The sequence below is a fragment of the Burkholderia cepacia genome (genome assembly GCF_029962485.1).
In the GTDB taxonomy this organism is placed as follows: domain Bacteria; phylum Pseudomonadota; class Gammaproteobacteria; order Burkholderiales; family Burkholderiaceae; genus Burkholderia.
In genome coordinates this window covers 2,842,387-2,862,216 of sequence record NZ_CP073638.1, presented here as the reverse complement: position 1 = coordinate 2,862,216, position 19,830 = coordinate 2,842,387, and the positions used below count along the sequence as shown (strand labels likewise).

Here is a 19,830-nt window from a genome sequence, read left to right as displayed (position 1 = left end):
TTTCGATCAACCGTGGGAAATGCGTGACCTGCGGATGCAGGCGGGTACGTCAGCTGCCGAAATAGATCGTGCAGAAACTCGCGGGGCCGACGCATGCGGCAGCGCGCGGATGGGGCGACATCGTCACCGGTTTGCCGGCTTCGGATGAAACGGCCGGATCACTGCCGTGCGCCGTGCTCGCCTGGCGCTGCGGCATCTGTTCGGCCTGTTGCCGGAACAGCGGGCTCACGTCCGGATACGACGCGTCGGTCACGAAGCGCAACCCGTTGTTTTCCGCGTCGATCAGTTGTTGCGTGACCTGCGCGCGCGTCAGCGCCTGTGCCGACGCTTGCGTCGCGACACCCGCGACGGACATCGCCACCACCGTGGCGGCCACCAGCCAATGCGTGTTCATGTTTCACTCCTTCAGAAGTCAACGAGACGACGTGCTACACCCGTATGACGACGGAGGGGCTGTGTTTATTCCCGGCCTTTCGTTCCGCGAGTGCCGGGTGTTCATCAAACTGTCATTCATTCGTCAGCGGGCGTAACCTGACGTAACGCAGCGCCCGTAGGGGTTCGGGCAGACTGACGTCACCTCATACGGATCGCGTTCCGATCGACCATGTCCGTCGCTTACGACTATGCAGCCGGCCTGCTTCGCAAGCTGTACGACCGCCATATCGATGGCGGCGCGGTGCTCGACACGGCCGCGTTCCCGGACGCCGAGCGTTTCGTGCGCGCATGGCCCGCGATCCAGGCCGAAGCGCTCGCCGTCGCGCGCGACATGCCGCGCATCCCGCGCTTCCACGAAATCATGCGCGAGCAGTACGACATCTCGGCCAACGATGCGCGCGACTGGCGGATGTTCATCATGCAGGCGTACGGCCAACGATTCCCGCGCAACCTGTCGCGCTGCCCGACCGTCGCATCGATCGTCGCGGCATCGCCGGACGTGCTGTCCGCGTCGCTGTCGTTCCTTGCGCCCGGCAAGCACATTCCGCCGCATCGCGGGCCGTTTCGCGGCATCCTGCGCGGCTATCTCGTACTGTCGATGCCCAAACGCGCGGACGGCACGCCTGCCGCCGTGCTGAAGGTCGACGGCCGCGAATACCGGCTCGACGAAGGCCGTTTCCTGCTGTGGGACGACACGTTCATGCACGAGGTGTGGAACGACAGCGACGCGGTGCGAATCGTGCTGCTGCTCGATATCCGCCGGCGCGGCATGCCGCGTTTGCTCACGTGGCTGTCGAATGCGGTGATCGGCATCGTGCGGCTCGGGATCCGGATCCGCGGGCGATCGATTCCGGTTTAGCGCGCACGCAGCGCCATCCTGACTTTCCGCTTCCAGCGGATCGCCTACACTACAGACCGTCCCTTCCGCGCGGCTCCTGCCAGCCACCGCCATGGCGCACCTCTTCTTCGCCGCATCGATCCAGCGGCATATCGAAACGCCCGAGCGCGATATCGACGCGCACACGGTCGGCGAAGCATTCGACACCGTTTTCAGCGAACAGCCACGGCTGCGCGGCTACATCCTCGACGACCAGGGCGCGCTGCGAAAGCATCTGTCGGTGTTCATCGACGGCCAGCCGATACGCGACCGCCAGCGCCTGTCCGATGCGCTGGGCGACGCCAGCCGCGTGTATGTCGTCCAGGCGCTGACGGGCGGATAAAGGGACGGATGCATCTACGAGGACCCGGTGCCCGAACACCGGGCCGCCCCTCAGGAGACATTGCACATGAACGATCGACTGCTCGTCGCCACCCGCAAGGGCCTGTTCATCCTGCAGCCCGACGGCCACGGCGGCTGGACGCCGGGCGAACCGCATTTCATCGGCGAGCCTGTCAGCATGGCGCTCGCCGACCCGCGCGACGGCACGCTGTATGCGGCGCTCAACCTCGGCCATTTCGGCGTGAAGCTGCATCGGCAGCGAGCCGGCGCCACCGACTGGGAAGAATGCGCGGTCCCCGTCTACCCGCCGCAACCGGCCGACGCGGCGCCCGCCGGCGCCGGTGCGCATGCCGGCACCGCCGACGCGGACGACGAGCCGCCCGGCGCACCGCAACCGCCGTGGACACTTCAGCAGATCTGGTCGCTCGAAGCCGGCGGCGCCGACGAGCCGGGCGTGCTGTGGGCCGGTACGATCCCCGGCGGGCTGTTTCGCTCCGACGACCACGGCGATTCATGGGTGCTCAACCGCGCGCTGTGGGACCGCCCCGAACGCGCGGAATGGGGTGGCGGCGGGTACGACGCGCCGGGCATCCATTCGGTGATGATCGATCCGCGCGACAGCCGGCACGTGACGGTCGGTATTTCGTGCGGCGGCGTCTGGCAAACCGCCGACGGCGGCGCGACATGGCGCGTGACCGCGGAAGGCATGGAAGCCGACTACATGCCGCCCGAGCGGCGCGGCGAACCCAACGCGCAGGATCCGCACCGCGTCGTGCAGTGCGCGGCCAACCCGGACGTGCTGTGGACGCAGCATCACTGCGCGATCTTCCGCTCGACCGACGGCGCCGAGCACTGGCGGCGGATCGAGGCGCAACCGTCGAGCTTCGGCTTCGCGGTTGCCGTGCATCCGCACGAACCGGACACCGCGTGGTTCGTGCCGGCCGTGAAGGATGCATGCCGGATTCCGGTGAACGGGCGGTTCGTCGTCACGCGCACGCGCGACGGCGGGCGCAGTTTCGAGAGTTTGTCGAATGGTTTGCCGGCCGCACCGGCATACGACCTCGTGTACCGGCACGGGCTCGCGGTGGACGATTCCGGTACGCGCCTCGCGATGGCATCGACAACCGGCGGGTTATGGACGTCCGGCGATGGCGGTGAAAACTGGCAGATGGTGTCGGCGCATTTGCCACCGGTGTATTGCGTCAGGTTCGGGTGACGGCGCGGCGGCGGACAACCGGAACTCGATACGTTCGGGTTCCCGCTCGCTCGGCGGTTCTCACCTCAATGTGCTCATCCGCTCGTCGATCGCCCGGGCGTCATCCCCGCCACCGCCGCACGCGTCTGCGCGATTTCCGCTTCGAGCCAGTCGAGAAACCGCCTGACCTGCGGCTCGCGCTCACGCCCGGGCCGGCACAGCGCGACAAAACGCGCGCCCTCGATCCGCACCGAAGGCTCGATCGGCATCAGCGCACCGCGCTCGACGTGCTCGGCGGCCAGCACCGAACTCAACAGCGCAACACCCTGCCCGTGCAGCACGGCCTGCAACGCGTAATGCTCGTCGTCGTAATGGCGAAACACCGCGCGTTCGAGCCACGCTTCGCGGCCGGCCGCACGACACCACGACGCCCAGTCGACCGACACGGGCAGTGGCGTATCCCACACGGTCTCGATCAAGTCGAGCGGCTCGTCCGTGCGATGCGCATCGAAGCCGGCTGCCGCATACGCGCCGAAGTACTCGTCGATCAACGCAATCTCGTGCAGCGCAGGAAACGTGCGCGACGTCGCGCGAATCGCGAGATCGATGCGCGCATCGCGTTCGAGATCGACGAGCGTGTTGCCGGTTTCGACCTTGATGTGCAGGTGCGGATCGACGCGGCGAAACGCGCCGAGACGCGGAATCAGCCACATCGCGGCAAAGGCGGGCGTGGTGGTCAGCACCAGCGGACGCTCGCCGGAAGCTTCCGGACGCACCGCATCCAGCCCCCGACTCAACGCGAGCAACGCATCGTGACTCGTACGAAACAGTTGCGCCCCCTCCTCCGTCAGCCGCACCCCGCTTGCGCCGCGCTCGAACAGCAGCACGCCAAGCCGGCTTTCGAGCGACTTGATCTGGTGCGACACGGCGGCCGGCGTCACGGACAGTTCGTCCGCGGCGGCCTTGAACGTGCCGAGCCGCGCCGACGACTCGAATACACGCAATGCGGTCAGGGGAATTTTCGAGAACACGGGGCCTCGCGGGCCGGATCCGGCCGGGTTGAATTCGATTCAATCGGGGTGAGATTAGGTGAATTGAAGCAGGCGTGCAACGCGGATAGCCTTGCGGGACGTCGCGGCACGCCGCCTCGGCGATTGCCGTCGAACCGGAGGAACAACGTGCAAGGCCTACCGCGCAGGATCACGCAGGCGGTGCTCTACGAAGCGATCGCCATCTCCTGCATCTCGCCCGCGATCGCGGCGATCTTCAAGCAGGATCTCGCCTATTCGGGTGCGTTGTCGGCGACGATGTCGGCGATTGCGCTGCTGTGGAACATGATCTTCAACGCGCTGTTCGAGCGCTGGGAAGCGTCGCGCCGGCAGCCGGCGCGTACGCTCGGGCGGCGGATCCTGCATGCGACCGGATTCGAAGGCGGGCTGATCTTCATCCTCGTGCCGGTCGTGTCGTGGTGGCTCGACATCTCGTGGGTCGACGCGTTCGTCGTCGATATCGGGTTGTTCGCGTTCTTCTTCTGCTACGCGTTCGTGTTCCAGTGGGCGTTCGATCGCGTGTTCGACGTGCCGGCGGCGACGAAGGGGTCGTGAGGCGGGTGCTCACGCCCCGGCGGCAATTTTCGGCAGTTGCCAGCCGAAGCGCACCGCCGCCATCCGCAGCGCAAAGCAGGCGATACCGCCAAGCACGGCCGCGACGACGGGCGGGCAACCGAGCCGCCGGCACGCCACGACGACGACCGCGCCGAGCAGCGCCGCGCTCGCATAGATATCCGTGACCAGTACAACCGGTATCCGCGCGAGCAGCACGTCGCGCACGACGCCGCCACCGCACCCGGTCACGGCGCCCATCAGCGTCGCGATGAACGGATGAACGCGGAATTCGAGCGCCTTCACCGCGCCCGCGACCGCGAACAACGCGAGGCCGGCCGCATCGAGCGTCGTGAGCAGCGACGGCGAGAACTCGGCCACCCGCGCATGAAAGACGAACGCGAACAGCCCTGCAGCGAATGCAAGCGCCGGATAACGCCAGTCGCTGACGGCGCTGGGCGGCCGTGCGCCGATCAGCAGATCGCGGATCACGCCGCCGCCGAGCGCGACGACGAGCGACAGCACCATCACGCCAAACAGGTCGAGTCCGGCGCCGATCGCCGCATTGGCGCCCTCGACCGCGAACACCGCCGTGCCCGCGAGATCGGCGGCAAGCACGACTTGCTCGATGCGCTTCATGCGCGTGAATGGCCGCGGTGCGGCGTCGTCCGGCTGCAGCCTGCGTCGATACCGGCAGACGTCACGTTCAGCCGCTTGCCGGCTTCCTGCCGCCATCCGGATACCTCACATACCTCAAGCGCACTGCGGATCATTGCCGTCTCCTCGATCGGGATCGAGCAGTCTAGCGCATCGCCCGTTCACCGACGGGCCGGGCATGCAGCGGACAGCAAAAAGCCGGCGGAAACAGGATGTGCGTCCTGCTTCCGCCGGCCCGGAAAACACGTCGGGCTTCCGGCCGAAGCCGCGAAGCCCGACGCTTCAGACTCAATGCACGCCGAGATACGCCTTCACCGCCGGCAGGCCCGGCTTGCCGTCGATCGTCGTCACGCCGGCGAGCCACTTGTCGAGCGCTTGCGGGTTCGCCTTCAGGTATTCGGCCGCCGCCTTGTTCGGGTCTTCCTTGTTCATGATCGGCACCATCACGTGGTTTTCGATCGTCGTCGTGAACTGCAGGTTCGACACGAACTTCGCGACGTTCGGGCAGCGTTGCGCATAGTCGGGCGGCGTCGCCGTCAGCACCTTCGCTTCGCCGTAGTTCGGGCCGAACACGTCGTCGCCGCCGCTCAGATAGTCGATCTTCATCTGCACGTTCATCGGATGCGGTTCCCAGCCGAGAAATACGATCCACTGCTTGTCGCGGATCGCGCGATTCACCTCGATCAGCATCCCGGCCTCGCTCGACTCGACCATCTTGAACTTGCCGAGGCCGAACTGGTTGCCGTCGATCATCTTCTTGATCAGCAGGTTGCCGTCGTTGCCCGGCTCGATCCCGTAGATCTTGCCGTTGAGCTTGTCCGCGTACTTCTGGATGTCCGCGAACGACTTCAGGCCGCCCTGATAGACGTAGTCGGGCACCGCGAGCGTGTATTTCGCGCCGGTCAGGTTCGGCGTCGAGAGCACCTTGATCGTGCCGGCCTTCGTGAACGGCTGGATGATCGGATCCATCGTCGGCGACCAGTAGCCGAGGAACACGTCGATCTGCTTGCTCTTGATCCCCGCGAACGTGATCGGCACCGACGCGATCGTCTTCGTCGGGCTGTAGCCGAGGCCCTGCAGCATCGTCGACGCGAGGCCCGTGGTCGCCGCGATGTCGGACCAGCCGACATCCGCGAAGCGCACGTTCTTGCATACGGGCGGATCGGCCGCATACACGGCCGACATCGGCGCGGTTATCCCGATCCCGCACACCGCTGCGATCAATAGGCGCTTCATCTTGCTTCTCCTCAAAGTGATGTCGTTTGCTTGAATGCGGGATCGTTTATTGAAGCCGCGCGCCGCGATCCCGGCGACGTCGCGGACCGAATCATCCTTTCGATTCAGCGCCCCGGCAACCGGCGCTCGTAGCTCGGCGCATGGCCGAACTGCGCGCGGTAAGCCTTGCTGAAATGACACGGCGAATGAAAGCCGCAGACCGTCGTCACACGCGCGATCGACGCGTCGGTCGTGCGCAGCAGGTCGCGCGCGCGTTTCAGGCGCAGCGTCAGGTAATAGTGGGTCGGCGACACGTTCAGATACACCTTGAACATCCGCTGCAGATGCCGCTGCGACAACCGCACGAGCCGTGCGAGTTCCTCGAGCGACAGCGGCTCCTCGATGTTCGCCTCCATCAGCCGCACGACCTCGATCAGCTCGGCGCGCGAGAAGCCGACGCGCGCATCGACCGGAATCGGCTGCGTATCGGTCGAGCTGCGAATGCGCTCCAGGATGAACTGTTCGGACACCTGCGCGGCCAGCTGCTGGCCGAAGCGCATGCCAACGAGGTTCAGCATCAGGTCGAGCGGCGCGGTGCCGCCCGTGCAGGTCAGCCGGTCGCGGTCGACGACGAACAGCTCGTCGGCGAAGCCGACCTGCGGAAACTCGGAATGCAGCGCGGACAGGTTTTCCCAGTGCACGGTGCAGCGATAGCCGTCGAGCAGCCCGCTCGACATCAGCGCGTACGCGCCCGTGCAGATGCCGCCGAGCGGCAGCCCGCGTTCGGCGAGCGCCGCGAGCGTATCGCGCGCGCCCTCGTCGACCACGTCGCGGATGCGGATGCCGCCGCACACGATCATCACGTCCGGCAGGTTCGTGTAGTCGAGCGCCTGCGTGGGCCGCACCGCAATGCCGTTGCTGGCATGTGCGGGCGCGCCGTCGAGCGAGTAGATCGACCACTTGTAGTGATCGGCACGCCCGACATAGTTCGCCATCCGAAGTACCTCGACCGCGCTCGAGAACGCAATCATCGAGAAATTCGGCAGCGTCAGGAAGCCGAAATGGGCGAGGGACGAAACCGGTGAAACGCAGGCGGCGGGCGCGACAGCGACGGCGGACGTCACATCGGTCTCCTAGGGTCTGTTTCCAGATGGAACGCACATGCGTTGCCACGAGAACGGCCGCTCGCGAGGCGCGCGACGCTGCGAATACTCTGCGTATTCGCAAGGAGCGCAACGCAGCGAGCGGCCGTTCTCGTGGCAACCCCAAACTTAAAATTTATTCCGCGGGAATGCCCGAAATCGCCCGCATGGCGGCGTCGCTCGTCGCTTGTTTGGCTCGGCCAAACGGCGCTCCTCACTTCTTGCCCTGCGAGCGATTTCGGGCATTCGCATGTGCGTTCCATCTGGAAACAGACCCTAGAGGAGGTTGCAGGGAGCTAACCCCGCGGCCGAAGCCGCGGAAGTCGTGTTCTACAGTCAGGGTGAGCGGCCGGGGGTTCCGGCCGCCAGTCGGTCAGGCCTGTGCGGGTGCGGCCTTCACGCGAAACAGTTGCTTGAGGCCCGAGAACAGCGGTGCCTTCACGGTGCCCGGCGCACGGCCGAAGCTTTCGGTGATGCGGTCGAGAATGATCGCGAGCAGCACGACCGACAGACCGCTTTCGAAACCGAGACCGATGTCGAGGCGCTGGATACTCGCGAGCACGTCGTTGCCGAGGCCGCCCGCGCCGACCATCGACGCGATGATCACCATCGACAGCGCCATCATGATCGTCTGGTTCACGCCCTGCATGATCGACGGCAGCGCATTCGGGAACTGCACCTTGTACAGCAGCTGCCAAGGCGTGCAACCGAAGGCCTGGCCGGCTTCGACGATCTCGCGGTTCACGTGGCGGATACCGAGGCTCGTCAGGCGCACCGCAGGCGGCATCGCGAAGATCACCGTCGACAGGATCCCCGGCACGCGGCCGAGACCGAACAGCATCGCGGCCGGAATCAGGTAGACGAAGGCCGGCATCGTCTGCATCAGGTCGAGAATCGGGCGCACGATCGCAGCGACCCACTTGCTCTTCGCGGCCCAGATGCCGAGCGGAATGCCGAGCACGAGGCTGATGATCGTCGACGACAGCGTGAGGCCGAGCGTGATGACGGTCTGATCCCAGAAGCCCGTCGCGAAGATCAGCAGCAGCGACGCGGTGGTAAACAGCGCGAAGCGCCAGCCCACCCGCCACAGTCCGACGCCGATGAAGATCGCCATCATCAGCCACATCGGGATCGCCTGCAGGCTGTGCTCGACGAATGCCGCGAGCCCCTCGATCGCCTGACCAATCGCGTCGAACGTCTTCGCGTCATGGTCGAGCAGGTAGTGAACGCCCTGGTCGACCCAGGTACCGAGCGGAATCATTTCAGACATGGGAGCCTCGCGAACGCGTGATGGCCTTCAGGATGAGCGCACGATCGACCGAGCCGCAGTAGCAGCCGTCGTCGTCGACGACGGGCAATGCATTCGGGCTCGCAACCACACGCGCGACGACATGTTCGAGCGACGCATCGTGCCGGATGCTTTCGATCGGCCGCACCGACGGCGTGTCCTGGCCGATCGCGTCGCGCGTGACGAAGCCGCGGATCTTGCGCTGGGCGTCGAGCACGAACGCGTATTCGGCGCTGCCGTTCAGCGTCGCCGCGACGTTCGCCGCATCGCATTTCGACACGATCGGCACGGCGCCCGTCTGCATCAGGTCACCGGCAGTGAGGTAGCGGCTGGTGTCGATACCGTCGAAGAACGCACGCACGTAATCGTCGGCCGGGTTCGCGATGATGTCCTGCGGCGTGCCCACCTGCACGAGGCGGCCGCCTTCCATGATCGCGATGCGGTTGCCGATGCGCAGCGCTTCCTCGAGATCGTGCGATACGAACATGATCGTGCGGCGCTGTTCCTTCTGCAGTTGCAGCAGCACATCCTGCATTTCGCGGCGCTTGAGCGGATCGAGCGCGGAGAACGCCTCGTCCATGATCATCAGCGACGGGTTCACGGCCAGCGCGCGGGCAAGGCCGACGCGCTGCTGCATGCCGCCCGACAACTCCGACGGCAGCTTGTGCGAGAACGGCGCGAGGCCAACCTGCTCGAGCACTTCCATCGCGCGGCGCTCGCGTTCCTTCTTGCCCATGCCCGCGACTTCGAGGCCGAACGCGGCATTCGACACGACGCTGCGATGCGGCATCAGCGCGAACGACTGGAACACCATGCTCATGTCCTTGCGGCGCAGCGCGGTCAACGCCGAGCGGCGCGCCGACGCGACGTCGAGCCCGTCGATCATCACCTTGCCGGCGCTCGGATCGACCAGCCGGTTCACGAGGCGAATCAGTGTGGACTTGCCGGAGCCGGACAGGCCCATCAGCACGAAAATTTCGCCTTCCTGCACTTCGAAGGAGACGTTGTGCACGCCGACGACCTGACCGGTGCGCTTGAGCACATCGTCTTTCGTCGCGCCGGCGGCGAGCATGTCGAGCGCCTGCTGCGGGTTACTTCCAAACACCTTGCACAGACCTTCGACCACGACCTTGGGGGCATCCATCGAAACCTTCTCCTCGTGTAGCGGGGACTCGCGCTTGTCATAGCGTGCCTACATAGTTGCCAGAAAAAACCCCGACCTGCCGACGAATTACGACAAACGCTTGCGCAAATACGACACGCCCTCCAGCCCCGCCTGGCGGGCCGCGCCGCGCGACGGCACCGTATTGCGGCAGTGCAATACGCGCACACCCAACAACGGCGGGCATCGCCCGTCGGACTTGTGCGCAGCAGCGCGGCGCGCATCGCATGAGGTTTTGCGCCAATGTGCATCGGCGGCACGTCGCTTTGCGACAAATTCACGTCCGATCCGGCGGCCGTCTGTTCAGACGAAAACACCCAGCGCATTCACCGGTAAAAAGCATGACCGTGCAAAAAGCCGTTCGACGACACCGGACGGCGCACGCCGCGATACCGCGCCAACCCCGGAAATCCGCGACGGGCCGCTGTGATACATTCCCCGCAAACACGCTGATCGCGACGTTGCCGCGGGCCTTTCGCACGAGGGTCCACCCACGCGGCACGCGCATGCCGGTTCGCCTGCCGGCCGTGCTGAAACCGCCTCGATCCGGTGCGATCCGCGATCGATGGACGATAACGATAGTGAGAGGGAGCAAGGCGTTGAACTGGGCATTCGCCGTAATCGGTTTCGTCGTGGGCGGCATCGCCGCCCTGATCGGGGATTTCTCGGCCGCGAACGGCTCGCTGCTCGGGGCCGCCGTCGGGTTCTGTATCGGTCACGCGCTGCAGCAACACAAGCTCAAGAGCAAGCGCGCCGCGCCCGATGCGTTCGCGATGTCCGCGACAACACCTTCCACGCCGTTGCCGCTCGCCGATCGCGTCGCGCGCCTCGAAGCGACCGTCGACACGCTCACGCGCGAACTCGACTCGCTGCGCGCTCAGCTGGCCGGCGCGAAGGCCGGTGCAGCGACAGCCGGCAGCGTCGCGCAAACGGCGTCGGCCGGTGCGGCATCCGCGCCGTCGGCGCCCCTCCCGACACCGCCCGTACACCCCGCACAACCTGCCGCCGCACGAACCGGCACGCCGGCCTCCAACTCGATACCGGCACCGACGCCCGCGCCCGCAACCGCAGCGCGCCCGGCAGCACCCGCGCCGGCTCCCGTCAGCACCACGGCAAGCCCACCCGCTGCACCGGCCCGCCCTGCCCCGCCCGCGCCGCGCGAACCCGGCATCGTCGACCGTGCGTTCGGCGCCGCGCGCGACTGGCTGCTCGGCGGCAATACGGTCGTGCGCGTCGGGATCATCGTGCTGTTCTTCGGCGTTGCGTTCCTGCTCAAGTACGCGGCCGACAACAACATGCTGCCGATCGAATTCCGCCTCGCTGGCACGGCGCTCGCCGCCGCCGCGCTGCTCGCGATCGGCTGGCGCGTGCGGGCGCGTCGCGAAGCCTACGGCCTGGTGCTGCAGGGCGGCGGCATCGGCATCCTGTACCTGACGATTTTCGCCGCCACCAAGCTTTACGCGCTGCTGCCCGTCGGCGCGGCGTTCCCGCTGATGGTCGCGGTCTGCGCGCTGAGCGCGTTCCTCGCGGTGCGGCAGAACGCGCTGCCGCTTGCGTTCATGGGCAGCGCGGGCGGCTTCCTCGCGCCAGTGCTGCTGTCGACCGGCCAGGGCAACCACGTTGCGCTGTTCAGCTACTACGCGCTGCTGAACGCGGGCATCTTCGCGATCGCGTGGTTCAAGGCGTGGCGCCCGCTGAACCTGCTCGGCTTCGTATTCACGTTCACGATCGGCTCGGCGTGGGGCGTGACGGCCTATCGTCCCGCGCTGTTCGCGAGCACCGAGCCGTTCCTGATCCTGTTCTTCCTGATGTACGTCGGTATCGCTCTGCTGTATGCGGTGAAACGCGAACTCGCGCTGCGGCACTACGTGGACGGCACGCTCGTGTTCGGCACGCCGATCATCGCGACCGCGCTGCAGGCATCGCTCGTGAAGGGCATGCCATTCGGGCTCGCGTGGAGTGCCGTCGCGCTATCAGCGTTCTATGTCGCCGTCGCTGCGTGGCTCGCGCGGCGCCGCGATCGCCTCGGGCTGCTGTTCGAATCGATGCTCGCGCTCGCGGTCATCTTCGCGACGCTGGCCGTGCCGCTCGCGTTTTCGGGCCCGACGACCAGCGCCGCGTGGGCGATCGAAGGCGCGGCCATCGTGTGGCTCGGCGTGCGCCAGAAGCGCCTGCTGCCGTTCGGCTTCGGGCTGCTGATGCAGGTCGCCGCGGCCGGCGCGTTCTTCACGAGCCTGCTCGGGCCGGCCGACGCCACCGCGCTGCCCGTGCTCAACAGCCCGTACATCGCGATGCTGCTGATCGCACTTGCCGGCCTGTTCACCGGCTGGTGGCTGCACGGGCGCGACGAAGCGCGCGCGTGGCATGCGTGGATGCCCGAGATCGGCGCCGCGGCCGCTGCGTGGGGGCTGCTGTGGTGGGTCAGCGGCGGGCTGCACGAGATCCTCGTCTATGCGAGCCGTCACGTCGACCTGCATGTCGATCGCTTCGTCGTCGATGCGACCGCGCTGTTCGCGGCCGGCACCGCGTCGCTCGCGCATGTGGCACGCCGTCGGCTCACATGGCCGCTCGCCGAATGGCCCGCGCTTGCGCTGACGCCGGTGCTGGCGCTGCTCGCGCTGCGCGCGTTCGACGCACACGAAGCGCCGCTGTCGGGGATGGGCGCGTTCGCGTGGCCCATCGCCGTCGGCGCGGGCCTTGCCCTGCTGTGGCGCCAGTCGCGCGGCACGGCCGGCACCGATGCCGCGAACGGCACGGTGCCATCGATCGCCGCCGGCATCATCGCGCCGCTCCATACGCTGACGTTCTGGACCCTGTGCGGGCTGCTGTCGCTCGAAGGCTTCTGGCGCCTGCGCGCGTTCGTCCCCGAAGGCGCATGGAGCTGGAGCGCGTGGGCATACGGCTTCGGCGCGCTGCTCCTGCTCGTGTCGGGCCCCGGCTCGCGCCTGCGCTGGCCCGTCGCGGCGTTCCCGCGTGCGTACCAGGTATGGGGCGCCGCGCCGCTCGCCGCGCTGCTGTGGCTGTGGAGCCTCGCCAGCACGATCAGCGACGGCGACGCCGCACCGCTGTTCTGGCTGCCGCTGCTCAATCCACTCGACATCGCGCAGTTCCTGATCTTCGTCGCGTTCGCCGTGTGGCCGCGCCGCCTGAAAACGCTCGGCATCGCATGGCATCCGCGCGCCGTCGATTACGTTGCGGTCGCAACCGTATTCCTGTGGTTCAACGCACTGATGCTGCGCACATTGCATCACCGTTTCCACATGGGTTACGACATCGACACCGTGTTGTCGTCGTTCGGCATCCAGCAGGTGTTCATGGTCGGCTGGAGCCTGTTCGCGTTCGCCGGGATGTGGCTGACGCGCCGCGACGGCATCGCACGTGTATGCGCGTTCGCGTCGTTGCCGCTGATCGTCGTGATGTGGGTGTGGACCTTCTACGCGAACTTCACGCAGGACGGCGGAAGCTGGGCGCGCGTGCCGCTCTTCAACCCGCTCGATCTCGTGCTCGCGGTCGTCTATGCGCTCGCTGCATCGTGGTTCATCCGCGCACGCAAGCTCGGCTGGTCGTTCGGCAAGTATCGCGTCGAGCTGTTGAGCGCGGCCGGCGCCACCGCGTTCCTGTGGCTGAACGCGATCCTGCTGCGCACGCTGCATCACTGGGCCGGCGTGCCGTACGAATTCGGCGCGATGGCCGAATCGACGCTCGTGCAGGCATCGGTGTCCGTGTACTGGACGCTCTGCGCGCTCGCGATCACGATCTGGGCCACGCGCCGCGGGCTGCGTCCGCTGTGGTTTGTCGGCGCCGCGCTGCTCGCGCTGACGGTCGTCAAGCTGTTCCTGTTCGACCTGTCGCACGTGACCGGTATCGAGCGCATCGTGTCGTTCATCGGGATCGGCGTGCTGCTGCTGTTGATCGGGTATTTCTCGCCGCTGCCGCCGAAGGCCGCCGCGCAACAGGACGACCAGCCATGAAGCGACTCGCCGCCCTGCTCGGACTGAGCCTGCTCGCGTCGTTCGCGGCGGCCGACGGCGCACCTGACGCCGGACGCGTCACGCAACGCTTCGCGCTCGACCTCGACGGCAGCGCCGCGTATTACCAGCTCACCGTGCCGCAGCCCGTGTATGCGACGAGCCGGCGCGACGATCTCGGCGACGTGCGCATCTTCAACGGCGCGGGCGAACCGGTGCCGTATTCGCTCGACGCACCCGTCGCGGCCGCACCCGCGGTGCCGCCGACGCGCACGCCGGTGCACTGGTTTCCGCTGCCGCCGGCCCGCGCCGACAACGGCAGCGCGCCGCTCGGCGTGACGGTCGGCCCGGACGGTGCGCTGCGCGCGGCGACCGCCGCACCGGCACGCACGAAGCATGGCGTCGACCTCGTCGACCTGTCGCATACGGACGGCACCATCGACGCGCTGCTCGTGCATGTGGGCGACGACAGCTATCAGGGGCGTGTCGCGATCGAAGCGAGCGACGACCTGCGCAACTGGCGGCCGCTCGGCAGCACGCAGTTGCTGAAGGTCGGCCACGGCGACGACATGCTGGTGCAGGAACGCATCGCGCTCGAAGGCGCGGCACCTCGCTACCTGCGGCTGGACTGGCTCGACGGCGCGCCCGCGATCGCGTCGATCGACGTCGAAACGCATCCGCGCGACGCTCGCGGAACCGACACCGCGTCCGTGCCGCGCCAGTGGCGCGACGCGGTACGCGTGCGCGCCGGCAGTACGCCGGGTGAGTATCTGTTCGACACCGACGGCGCGTATCCGGTCGATCGCGTGCGCATCGACCTGCCGCAGCCGAACACCGTCGCGCGCGCGACGCTGCAGAGCCGCACCGACGCGCAAGCGCCGTGGCGCGACGTCGCGGGCGCTGTGCTGTTCCGGTTGCAGGGCAAGGCCGGCGAGCAGCGCAATCCGCCGCTCGAATTCGCGGCGGACACGGATCGCGCATGGCGGATCGTCGTCGACATGCGCAACGGCGGGTTCGGCGGCGGCCAGCCGGCCGTCGCGATCGGCTGGCATCCTGCCGCGCTGACCTTCGTGGCACGCGGCACACCGCCGTTTACGCTCGGCGTCGGCGACGCTTCGCTAGTGTCGTCGGCAGTGAGCCGCGATGCGCTGCTGGTCGGCATGGTGCCCGAAGTTCGGCCCGCACGAGTCGGCGCTGCACTGCCGGTATCGGCGGTCGCGCCGGTGCCGGCCGCCGATACCGACGCGACACGCCGCTACGTGCTGTGGGGCGCGCTGGTCGTCGCGGTCGGTGTGCTCGGCACGATCGCGTGGCGGCTCGCGAAGGGCGGCGGCGACACGCGCGGCCGCAACGAGTGACGCGAAGCGCGTCGTCGCGCATGCGGCTTCCATTTCCACGCAACCATCTTATGAAGGTTCGCGTGAAGATCGCGGCAAAGGATCGCGTCAGGGAATAAAAGGCGCGTAAACATCCGTTTCGCCGCGGCGCGGCGGGGGTGTCTCAAGGGCCGTACACGAGCGGGAGCGCCACACTCCGCTCTTACGACGTTTACGCGGCAAAGCAGGAAAACGAACCGGCGCGCGGCACTCAGCCGAACGTGTAGCGCCCGTGCTGGCGCGGCCGCCACGGCGACGAGCGGCAGCTAGCAGCGCCGGCCGCACGACGCGCGGCCCAACCAGCGGCGCGGCGCACGTGCGGGTCGCGCCGGGCCACCGCGGCCACGCGCGACGGCAACGCATACGCAACACGCCTCACGGCCGCGACACGTGCCGCCATCCGCGACGCCGGCGACACACGGCGCGCGACGTGCGCAACGGGCCGCTTGCAGAGGATCGCGCTGTCATAGCGCTTGCCGGCGAAACGCATCACGTCGACGACCTCGAAGCCCTGCGTGCCGTAGAACGCCAGCAGGTGCGAAGCAGGATGCGGCGTATCGAGCGCGAGCAGCGTATAGCCGCGCAACGCGGCCCACTGCTCGGCGAACGACAGCAACAGCGCGCCGATCCCGCGGCTCTGGCAATCGGGGTCCACGGCCACCTGCCGCACGCTTGCGACGCCTTCGCGCCGGTACAGCGAGCACGCCGACGACGGATCGGTCGCATACAGCGTGGCCGTACCGACGACACGCCCGCCACAAACGGCGACGTAGCACTCGCCGGCTTCCGCACGGCGGCGCGTGACGTCTTCGTCCTGATCGACGCACGTGCAGTTGAGCCCCATCGCGCCGAGCCGCGCGAAGGCGCGATGCAGCATCGGCGTGAGTTGTGCATAGCTGTCGAATGCCGGATCGAAACGCCGTACGACCACCCGGTCGGCGCTCACGGAAGGCGGCGCGGCGGAGGGACGTTCGGCGATCGCGTTCCAGGGTATCGACATTGCCATGCTCCGTGGTTGGGATGCCCGAAGTCTATGAGCGCGCCAGCCGCTGTCGCAAGAAAAAATGTCGTAAAAGTTTGGGGAAATGCGTGCGGGAGAGACGGTTGAAACGGTGCGCGCCGCGGCGCTGCGCGGGTCGTTGCAAACGCATGAAAGTGCACCGATCGTTGTTTGCGCAAGCAATGCATCCCGCGGCCGGATCACGCGTCGGCGTGCGCCGTTGACACAGGCGGCCGCGCCATCCAGACTCGCCGGATCCTCACCGCTCCGGGCGCACTCATGGTCACCTGCTTCCTTCGCTACGTCATCGATCCGTACAAGCTCGACGAGTTCGAAACCTACGGCAAGATGTGGATTCCGCTCGTCGAAAAATTCGGCGGCACGCATCATGGCTACTTCCTGCCGTCCGAAGGCGCGAACAACATCGCGCTTGCAATGTTCTCGTTCCCGAACCTCGCCGAATACGAGCGCTACCGCGAACGCTCGAAGGAAGATCCGGCCTGCCAGGCCGCGTTCCGCTACGCCGAGGAAACGCGCTGCATCATGAGCTACGAGCGCAACTTCTTCCGGCCGGTATTCGAGTAACGGGCAACGGGCCCGCGCATCGCTCCCCTTTTTCTGACCGGGACGAAAAAAAGCCCCGCCTGCATCCGCGCGGCGGGGCCAACCCATGTCAGTAGAGACATCATGGAGGAGACGGGCCCATCTTATCGACCGCGGCCCGTCGTCCCAACCAAGCATTTCTGATATCGATCTGGGTGGCCGCGCACACGATTGCCCCTGCCTTGCGGCATATCGATAGAACGAAAAGTCGTTTTCAGAGTGGCGACGGGGTCGTTACCATCTGGTTTTAAGCCTGTGCTTAGCCGGGCAAGCCATCCCCAAGGAGCGCCCCTTGACTGCATTCGATCAACACCGCCGCCCGTTCGTCGTCGGCATTGGCGGTACCACCCGGGCGGCGTCGTCGACCGAACGCGCGCTGTCGTTCGCGTTGCGCGGCGCGCAAGCCGCCGGCGCACGTACGCGCCTGTTCGACGGCCCGTTCCTGCATACGCTGCCGCATTACGCTCCCGAACACAAAACGCTGACCGACGCGCAGCGCGAACTGATCGACGCCGTGCGCCAGGCCGACGCGATCATCATCGCGACGCCCGGCTATCACGGCGGCGTCTCCGGTCTCGTGAAGAACGCGCTCGATACCCTCGAGGAACTGCGCGCCGACGAGCGCCCCTATCTCGACGGCCGTGCGGTCGGCCTGATCGTCACCGCGTACGGCTGGCAGGCGGCCGGCACCGTGCTGACGTCGGTGCGTTCGATCGTCCATGCACTGCGCGGCTGGCCGACACCGTTCGGCGCGACCGTGAACACGCTCGAAACGCGCTTCGACAGCGCCGACAGCTGCTCGGATCCGAAGGTCGCCGCCCAGCTCGAGACGGTCGGCGCGCAAGCGGCCGAGTTCGCGCTCGCCTTCGCATCGCATCGTGCGGCGTCGCATGCGGCATCGGTGGATGCGCTCGCACCCGTGCTGAAGATCGCCAACCAGTAATCTCCGCCGCATTGCGCCGCGCGCGCCCGGTCGACGAAGCTCGACAGGCGCGCGCAGCGCGTCTTCCGTCTTCTGATGCGCGACGACGCGCCATGCAAGCTGTCACCTCCCCGCGTTGCCCTTCCCCTGCGTACCGCCCCGATAACGATTCGGCCTGCCGCGTGATTAGCATTGGCCGAAAGATTGGTTCACGGCGCAGACAGGTTTTCGTACGCTGAAAGTCCGAACTTTTTCCGCGCACGCCATGAACCGTACGATCCGCTACAAGGGCTATGAAGTCGCCCCCGCAGCCGCCCGGTTGCCGAACGGGCTGTTCGCCGCCAACCTGACGATCGAGAAGGCGAGCAGCGGCCCGTCGCCGCGCTCCGTGTCGTTCGACGCGATCGATTTCTTCTTCGAGGAAGAGCACGCGCTCGCCTACGCGTCGCGCTGGGGCCGCCTCTGGGTCGACACGAACGCGTGACGCGCGCCTGGCCGGCGCCCGCATGGCCGCTCGAAAATACGCGATTACGAAAGCTATGCAAGAATCTTTCGACCCGTAATCGCATAACAACAGCCATGAGTGACACGCTGCAGGAAGAGCATGCAGCAGCAGATCACGCAATGCGCAACTGGACCTTCGAGAGGCAAGGTCCGGTACGGATCGGTTCCGATGCGCACATGCAGATGTTCTGCCGCATGCTGCTCGACACACACAACCCGTACAAGCCGGCCGTGATCGACTGGCCGGCGCTCAAACCGGACGAACTCAGGCGGCTCACGTCGCTGCCGATCTGGGACATCGCGGTGCAGACCGAAGGCCGCGCGTCGATCCGCGTGGCGACCTACGCGGCGACGGTCGACGATCCGCTGCTGCGCCGCGCGCTCGAGATGGACGGTGGCGAGGAAGCGCGCCACAAGGTCGTGCTGTCGAAGCTCGTCGAGGCATACGGCATCCGGCTCGCGCCCGAGCCGGCCTACCCGGCGCCGAAGGATCCCGAATGGTCGTGGATGATGACGGGCTTCAGCGAATGCATCGACAGCTTCTTCGCATTCGGCCTGTTCCGCTCGGCGCAGCGCTCCGGTTATTTCCCGCCCGAACTCGTCGACACCTTCGAGCCCGTGATCCAGGAAGAAGGCCGCCACATCCTGTTCTTCGCGAACTGGTACGCGTGGTACTGGCGCACGATGCCGTGGTGGCGCCGGCCGTGGTTCTTCGCGCGTGTCGCGGCCGTGTGGGTGCAACTGATTCGCGACCGGATCGGCATCGCGCGCGGCATCGATGCCGATGGCGCCGCGCGTGACGCGAACTTTCCGGCCACCGGCACGGCCGACATCGGCGACGCGCTGAACCCGCGGGAGCTGATCGAACTGTGTCTGGCCGAGAACGACCGGCGCATGGCCGGTTACGACAGGCGCCTGCTGCGCCCGATGTTCGTGCCGCGCATGGCGCGCTTCGCGCTGCGGTTTCTCAAGAAGTAGCGTCGGGCCGGTTGCCGAAGGTCATGGAGGCCGCCGCGCCTTCGTTGCCGTCGGCGAGCGACCGGTTCGGCCCGCGTTCGTCGATCGGGTGTTGCGCGCCCGATACACTCACTCCATCCCCGTTTTTCCTGCGACGCGTCGGTCCACCAGCGGACCGGACACATTGCCGCACCCGGAATCTGACATTCGGGACGTCGTCCCCGGCACTCATCGGTGGTCTTTTACATCCTGTCGACGCCGTGCGGGAAGCCGCCGTGGGGCCGGCTCCTTTGGCTGCCCGGCACGCGCCCCAATTCCGCTCGAGTACCGATTTGACCGATATCGTCAATAGGAAAATTCCGATAGTTGAATGCTGACGACACAATCCTCCCCTTTGTAGCAATTTTTTACAAATTCGACGAGCCCGCCTGCCGGGAACGCCCGCCACACGGGCACCCGCGCCGGACGAGATGCGCAAATCAGCACAGCCGGATATTCACAACTTCCATTTAAATTGATTTAAAGACAACAACTTAAAATAAAAACAAATTCGCAATAAATCTCGAATTAACAGATTAACAAGATT

At 66.8% G+C, this 19,830-nt stretch carries 18 protein-coding genes and 1 pseudogene; 11 read left to right on the top strand and 8 right to left on the bottom strand.

The window, feature by feature from the left end; genetic code table 11:
* Positions 1-49: 49 nt before the first annotated feature.
* Positions 50-394, bottom strand: a complete 345-nt coding sequence (locus tag KEC55_RS29295) for a DUF4148 domain-containing protein (RefSeq protein WP_282508571.1) — start codon at positions 392-394, stop codon at positions 50-52.
* 210 nt (positions 395-604) lie between these two features.
* Between KEC55_RS29295 and KEC55_RS29290 the strand changes: the two genes are divergently transcribed.
* From KEC55_RS29290 to KEC55_RS29280, 3 genes are all read left to right on the top strand, one after another.
* On the top strand, positions 605-1,294 hold the full coding sequence (locus tag KEC55_RS29290; protein WP_282508570.1) for an aspartyl/asparaginyl beta-hydroxylase domain-containing protein: 690 nt from the start codon (positions 605-607) through the stop codon (positions 1,292-1,294).
* A gap of 91 nt (positions 1,295-1,385) precedes the next feature.
* Positions 1,386-1,655 carry a MoaD/ThiS family protein gene (locus tag KEC55_RS29285; protein ID WP_282508569.1) on the top strand — a complete coding sequence of 90 codons (270 nt, stop codon included), beginning with the start codon at positions 1,386-1,388 and terminating at the stop codon, positions 1,653-1,655.
* 66 nt (positions 1,656-1,721) lie between these two features.
* On the top strand, positions 1,722-2,870 hold the full coding sequence (locus KEC55_RS29280; RefSeq protein ID WP_282508568.1) for a WD40/YVTN/BNR-like repeat-containing protein: 1,149 nt from the start codon (positions 1,722-1,724) through the stop codon (positions 2,868-2,870).
* Between the two features lie 74 nt (positions 2,871-2,944).
* Here the strand turns inward: KEC55_RS29280 and KEC55_RS29275 are convergent, their stop codons facing one another.
* Positions 2,945-3,880, bottom strand: a complete 936-nt coding sequence (locus KEC55_RS29275; RefSeq protein WP_282508567.1) for a LysR substrate-binding domain-containing protein — start codon at positions 3,878-3,880, stop codon at positions 2,945-2,947.
* Positions 3,881-4,027: 147 nt separating this feature from the next.
* Between KEC55_RS29275 and KEC55_RS29270 the strand changes: the two genes are divergently transcribed.
* Complete coding sequence (locus KEC55_RS29270) at positions 4,028-4,453, top strand: PACE efflux transporter (RefSeq protein ID WP_282508566.1); 426 nt, start codon at positions 4,028-4,030, stop codon at positions 4,451-4,453.
* Between the two features lie 9 nt (positions 4,454-4,462).
* On the opposite strand, the gene KEC55_RS29265 is transcribed toward KEC55_RS29270, so the two are convergent.
* The 5 genes and pseudogenes from KEC55_RS29265 to KEC55_RS29245 all read right to left on the bottom strand — a co-directional run.
* Complete coding sequence (locus tag KEC55_RS29265) at positions 4,463-5,089, bottom strand: trimeric intracellular cation channel family protein (RefSeq protein WP_282508565.1); 627 nt, start codon at positions 5,087-5,089, stop codon at positions 4,463-4,465.
* Between the two features lie 306 nt (positions 5,090-5,395).
* Entirely contained in the window at positions 5,396-6,343 is a 948-nt protein-coding gene (locus tag KEC55_RS29260) for a choline ABC transporter substrate-binding protein (RefSeq protein ID WP_176048455.1), read from the bottom strand.
* Positions 6,344-6,447: 104 nt separating this feature from the next.
* The gene (locus tag KEC55_RS29255; protein ID WP_046549694.1) at positions 6,448-7,446 is read right to left on the bottom strand and encodes a GlxA family transcriptional regulator; all 999 of its coding nucleotides are present in this window, start codon (positions 7,444-7,446) and stop codon (positions 6,448-6,450) included.
* 391 nt (positions 7,447-7,837) lie between these two features.
* Complete coding sequence (gene choW, locus KEC55_RS29250; protein ID WP_282508564.1) at positions 7,838-8,734, bottom strand: choline ABC transporter permease subunit; 897 nt, start codon at positions 8,732-8,734, stop codon at positions 7,838-7,840.
* A pseudogene (locus tag KEC55_RS29245) lies at positions 8,727-10,018 on the bottom strand (quaternary amine ABC transporter ATP-binding protein); the annotation flags it as partial. The gene choW and the pseudogene KEC55_RS29245, both read right to left, overlap by 8 nt.
* Here KEC55_RS29245 and KEC55_RS35150 point away from each other — a divergent pair.
* From KEC55_RS35150 to KEC55_RS29235, 3 genes are all read left to right on the top strand, one after another.
* Positions 9,997-10,344, top strand: a complete 348-nt coding sequence (locus tag KEC55_RS35150; RefSeq protein ID WP_432626322.1) for a hypothetical protein — start codon at positions 9,997-9,999, stop codon at positions 10,342-10,344. The pseudogene KEC55_RS29245 and the gene KEC55_RS35150 sit on opposite strands and share 22 nt — an antisense overlap.
* 169 nt (positions 10,345-10,513) lie before the next feature.
* On the top strand, positions 10,514-13,885 hold the full coding sequence (locus tag KEC55_RS29240) for a DUF2339 domain-containing protein (protein WP_282508563.1): 3,372 nt from the start codon (positions 10,514-10,516) through the stop codon (positions 13,883-13,885).
* Complete coding sequence (locus KEC55_RS29235) at positions 13,882-15,240, top strand: DUF3999 domain-containing protein (protein WP_282508562.1); 1,359 nt, start codon at positions 13,882-13,884, stop codon at positions 15,238-15,240. Before KEC55_RS29240 ends, KEC55_RS29235 begins: the two co-directional genes overlap by 4 nt.
* 229 nt (positions 15,241-15,469) lie before the next feature.
* On the opposite strand, the gene KEC55_RS29230 is transcribed toward KEC55_RS29235, so the two are convergent.
* Positions 15,470-16,258, bottom strand: coding sequence for a GNAT family N-acetyltransferase (locus KEC55_RS29230; protein WP_282508561.1), 789 nt, complete (start codon positions 16,256-16,258; stop codon positions 15,470-15,472).
* A gap of 279 nt (positions 16,259-16,537) precedes the next feature.
* Here KEC55_RS29230 and KEC55_RS29225 point away from each other — a divergent pair, with 279 nt between their 5' ends.
* The 4 genes from KEC55_RS29225 to KEC55_RS29210 all read left to right on the top strand — a co-directional run bounded on the left by KEC55_RS29225 (position 16,538) and on the right by KEC55_RS29210 (position 19,265).
* Positions 16,538-16,843 (top strand): NIPSNAP family protein, encoded by a 306-nt coding sequence (locus KEC55_RS29225; protein WP_282508560.1) that lies wholly within the window; start codon positions 16,538-16,540, stop codon positions 16,841-16,843.
* A gap of 310 nt (positions 16,844-17,153) precedes the next feature.
* Positions 17,154-17,804: an NADPH-dependent FMN reductase gene (locus KEC55_RS29220; RefSeq protein WP_176048462.1), complete on the top strand. Its 651-nt coding sequence runs from the start codon at positions 17,154-17,156 to the stop codon at positions 17,802-17,804.
* A gap of 244 nt (positions 17,805-18,048) precedes the next feature.
* Positions 18,049-18,267 (top strand): transcriptional regulator, encoded by a 219-nt coding sequence (locus tag KEC55_RS29215; RefSeq protein ID WP_124457124.1) that lies wholly within the window; start codon positions 18,049-18,051, stop codon positions 18,265-18,267.
* Between the two features lie 95 nt (positions 18,268-18,362).
* A complete protein-coding gene (locus KEC55_RS29210) occupies positions 18,363-19,265 on the top strand; it encodes a ferritin-like domain-containing protein (RefSeq protein WP_176048463.1) in 903 nt (300 codons plus the stop codon).
* Positions 19,266-19,830 lie beyond the last annotated feature (565 nt).

Excerpts from the sequence above, each read along its gene's own strand:
- KEC55_RS29290 (WP_282508570.1), top strand. The coding sequence starts at position 605 with ATGTCCGTCGCTTACGACTATGCAGCCGGCCTGCTTCGCAAGCTGTAC.
- KEC55_RS29260 (WP_176048455.1), bottom strand. The coding sequence starts at position 6,343 with ATGAAGCGCCTATTGATCGCAGCGGTGTGCGGGATCGGGATAACCGCG.
- KEC55_RS29215 (WP_124457124.1), top strand. The coding sequence starts at position 18,049 with ATGAACCGTACGATCCGCTACAAGGGCTATGAAGTCGCCCCCGCAGCC.
- KEC55_RS29225 (WP_282508560.1), top strand. The coding sequence starts at position 16,538 with ATGGTCACCTGCTTCCTTCGCTACGTCATCGATCCGTACAAGCTCGAC.
- KEC55_RS29265 (WP_282508565.1), bottom strand. The coding sequence starts at position 5,089 with ATGAAGCGCATCGAGCAAGTCGTGCTTGCCGCCGATCTCGCGGGCACG.
- KEC55_RS29235 (WP_282508562.1), top strand. The coding sequence starts at position 13,882 with ATGAAGCGACTCGCCGCCCTGCTCGGACTGAGCCTGCTCGCGTCGTTC.
- choW (WP_282508564.1), bottom strand. The coding sequence starts at position 8,734 with ATGTCTGAAATGATTCCGCTCGGTACCTGGGTCGACCAGGGCGTTCAC.
- KEC55_RS29295 (WP_282508571.1), bottom strand. The coding sequence starts at position 394 with ATGAACACGCATTGGCTGGTGGCCGCCACGGTGGTGGCGATGTCCGTC.
- KEC55_RS29210 (WP_176048463.1), top strand. The coding sequence starts at position 18,363 with ATGAGTGACACGCTGCAGGAAGAGCATGCAGCAGCAGATCACGCAATG.
- KEC55_RS29230 (WP_282508561.1), bottom strand. The coding sequence starts at position 16,258 with ATGTCGATACCCTGGAACGCGATCGCCGAACGTCCCTCCGCCGCGCCG.
- KEC55_RS29280 (WP_282508568.1), top strand. The coding sequence starts at position 1,722 with ATGAACGATCGACTGCTCGTCGCCACCCGCAAGGGCCTGTTCATCCTG.
- KEC55_RS29285 (WP_282508569.1), top strand. The coding sequence starts at position 1,386 with ATGGCGCACCTCTTCTTCGCCGCATCGATCCAGCGGCATATCGAAACG.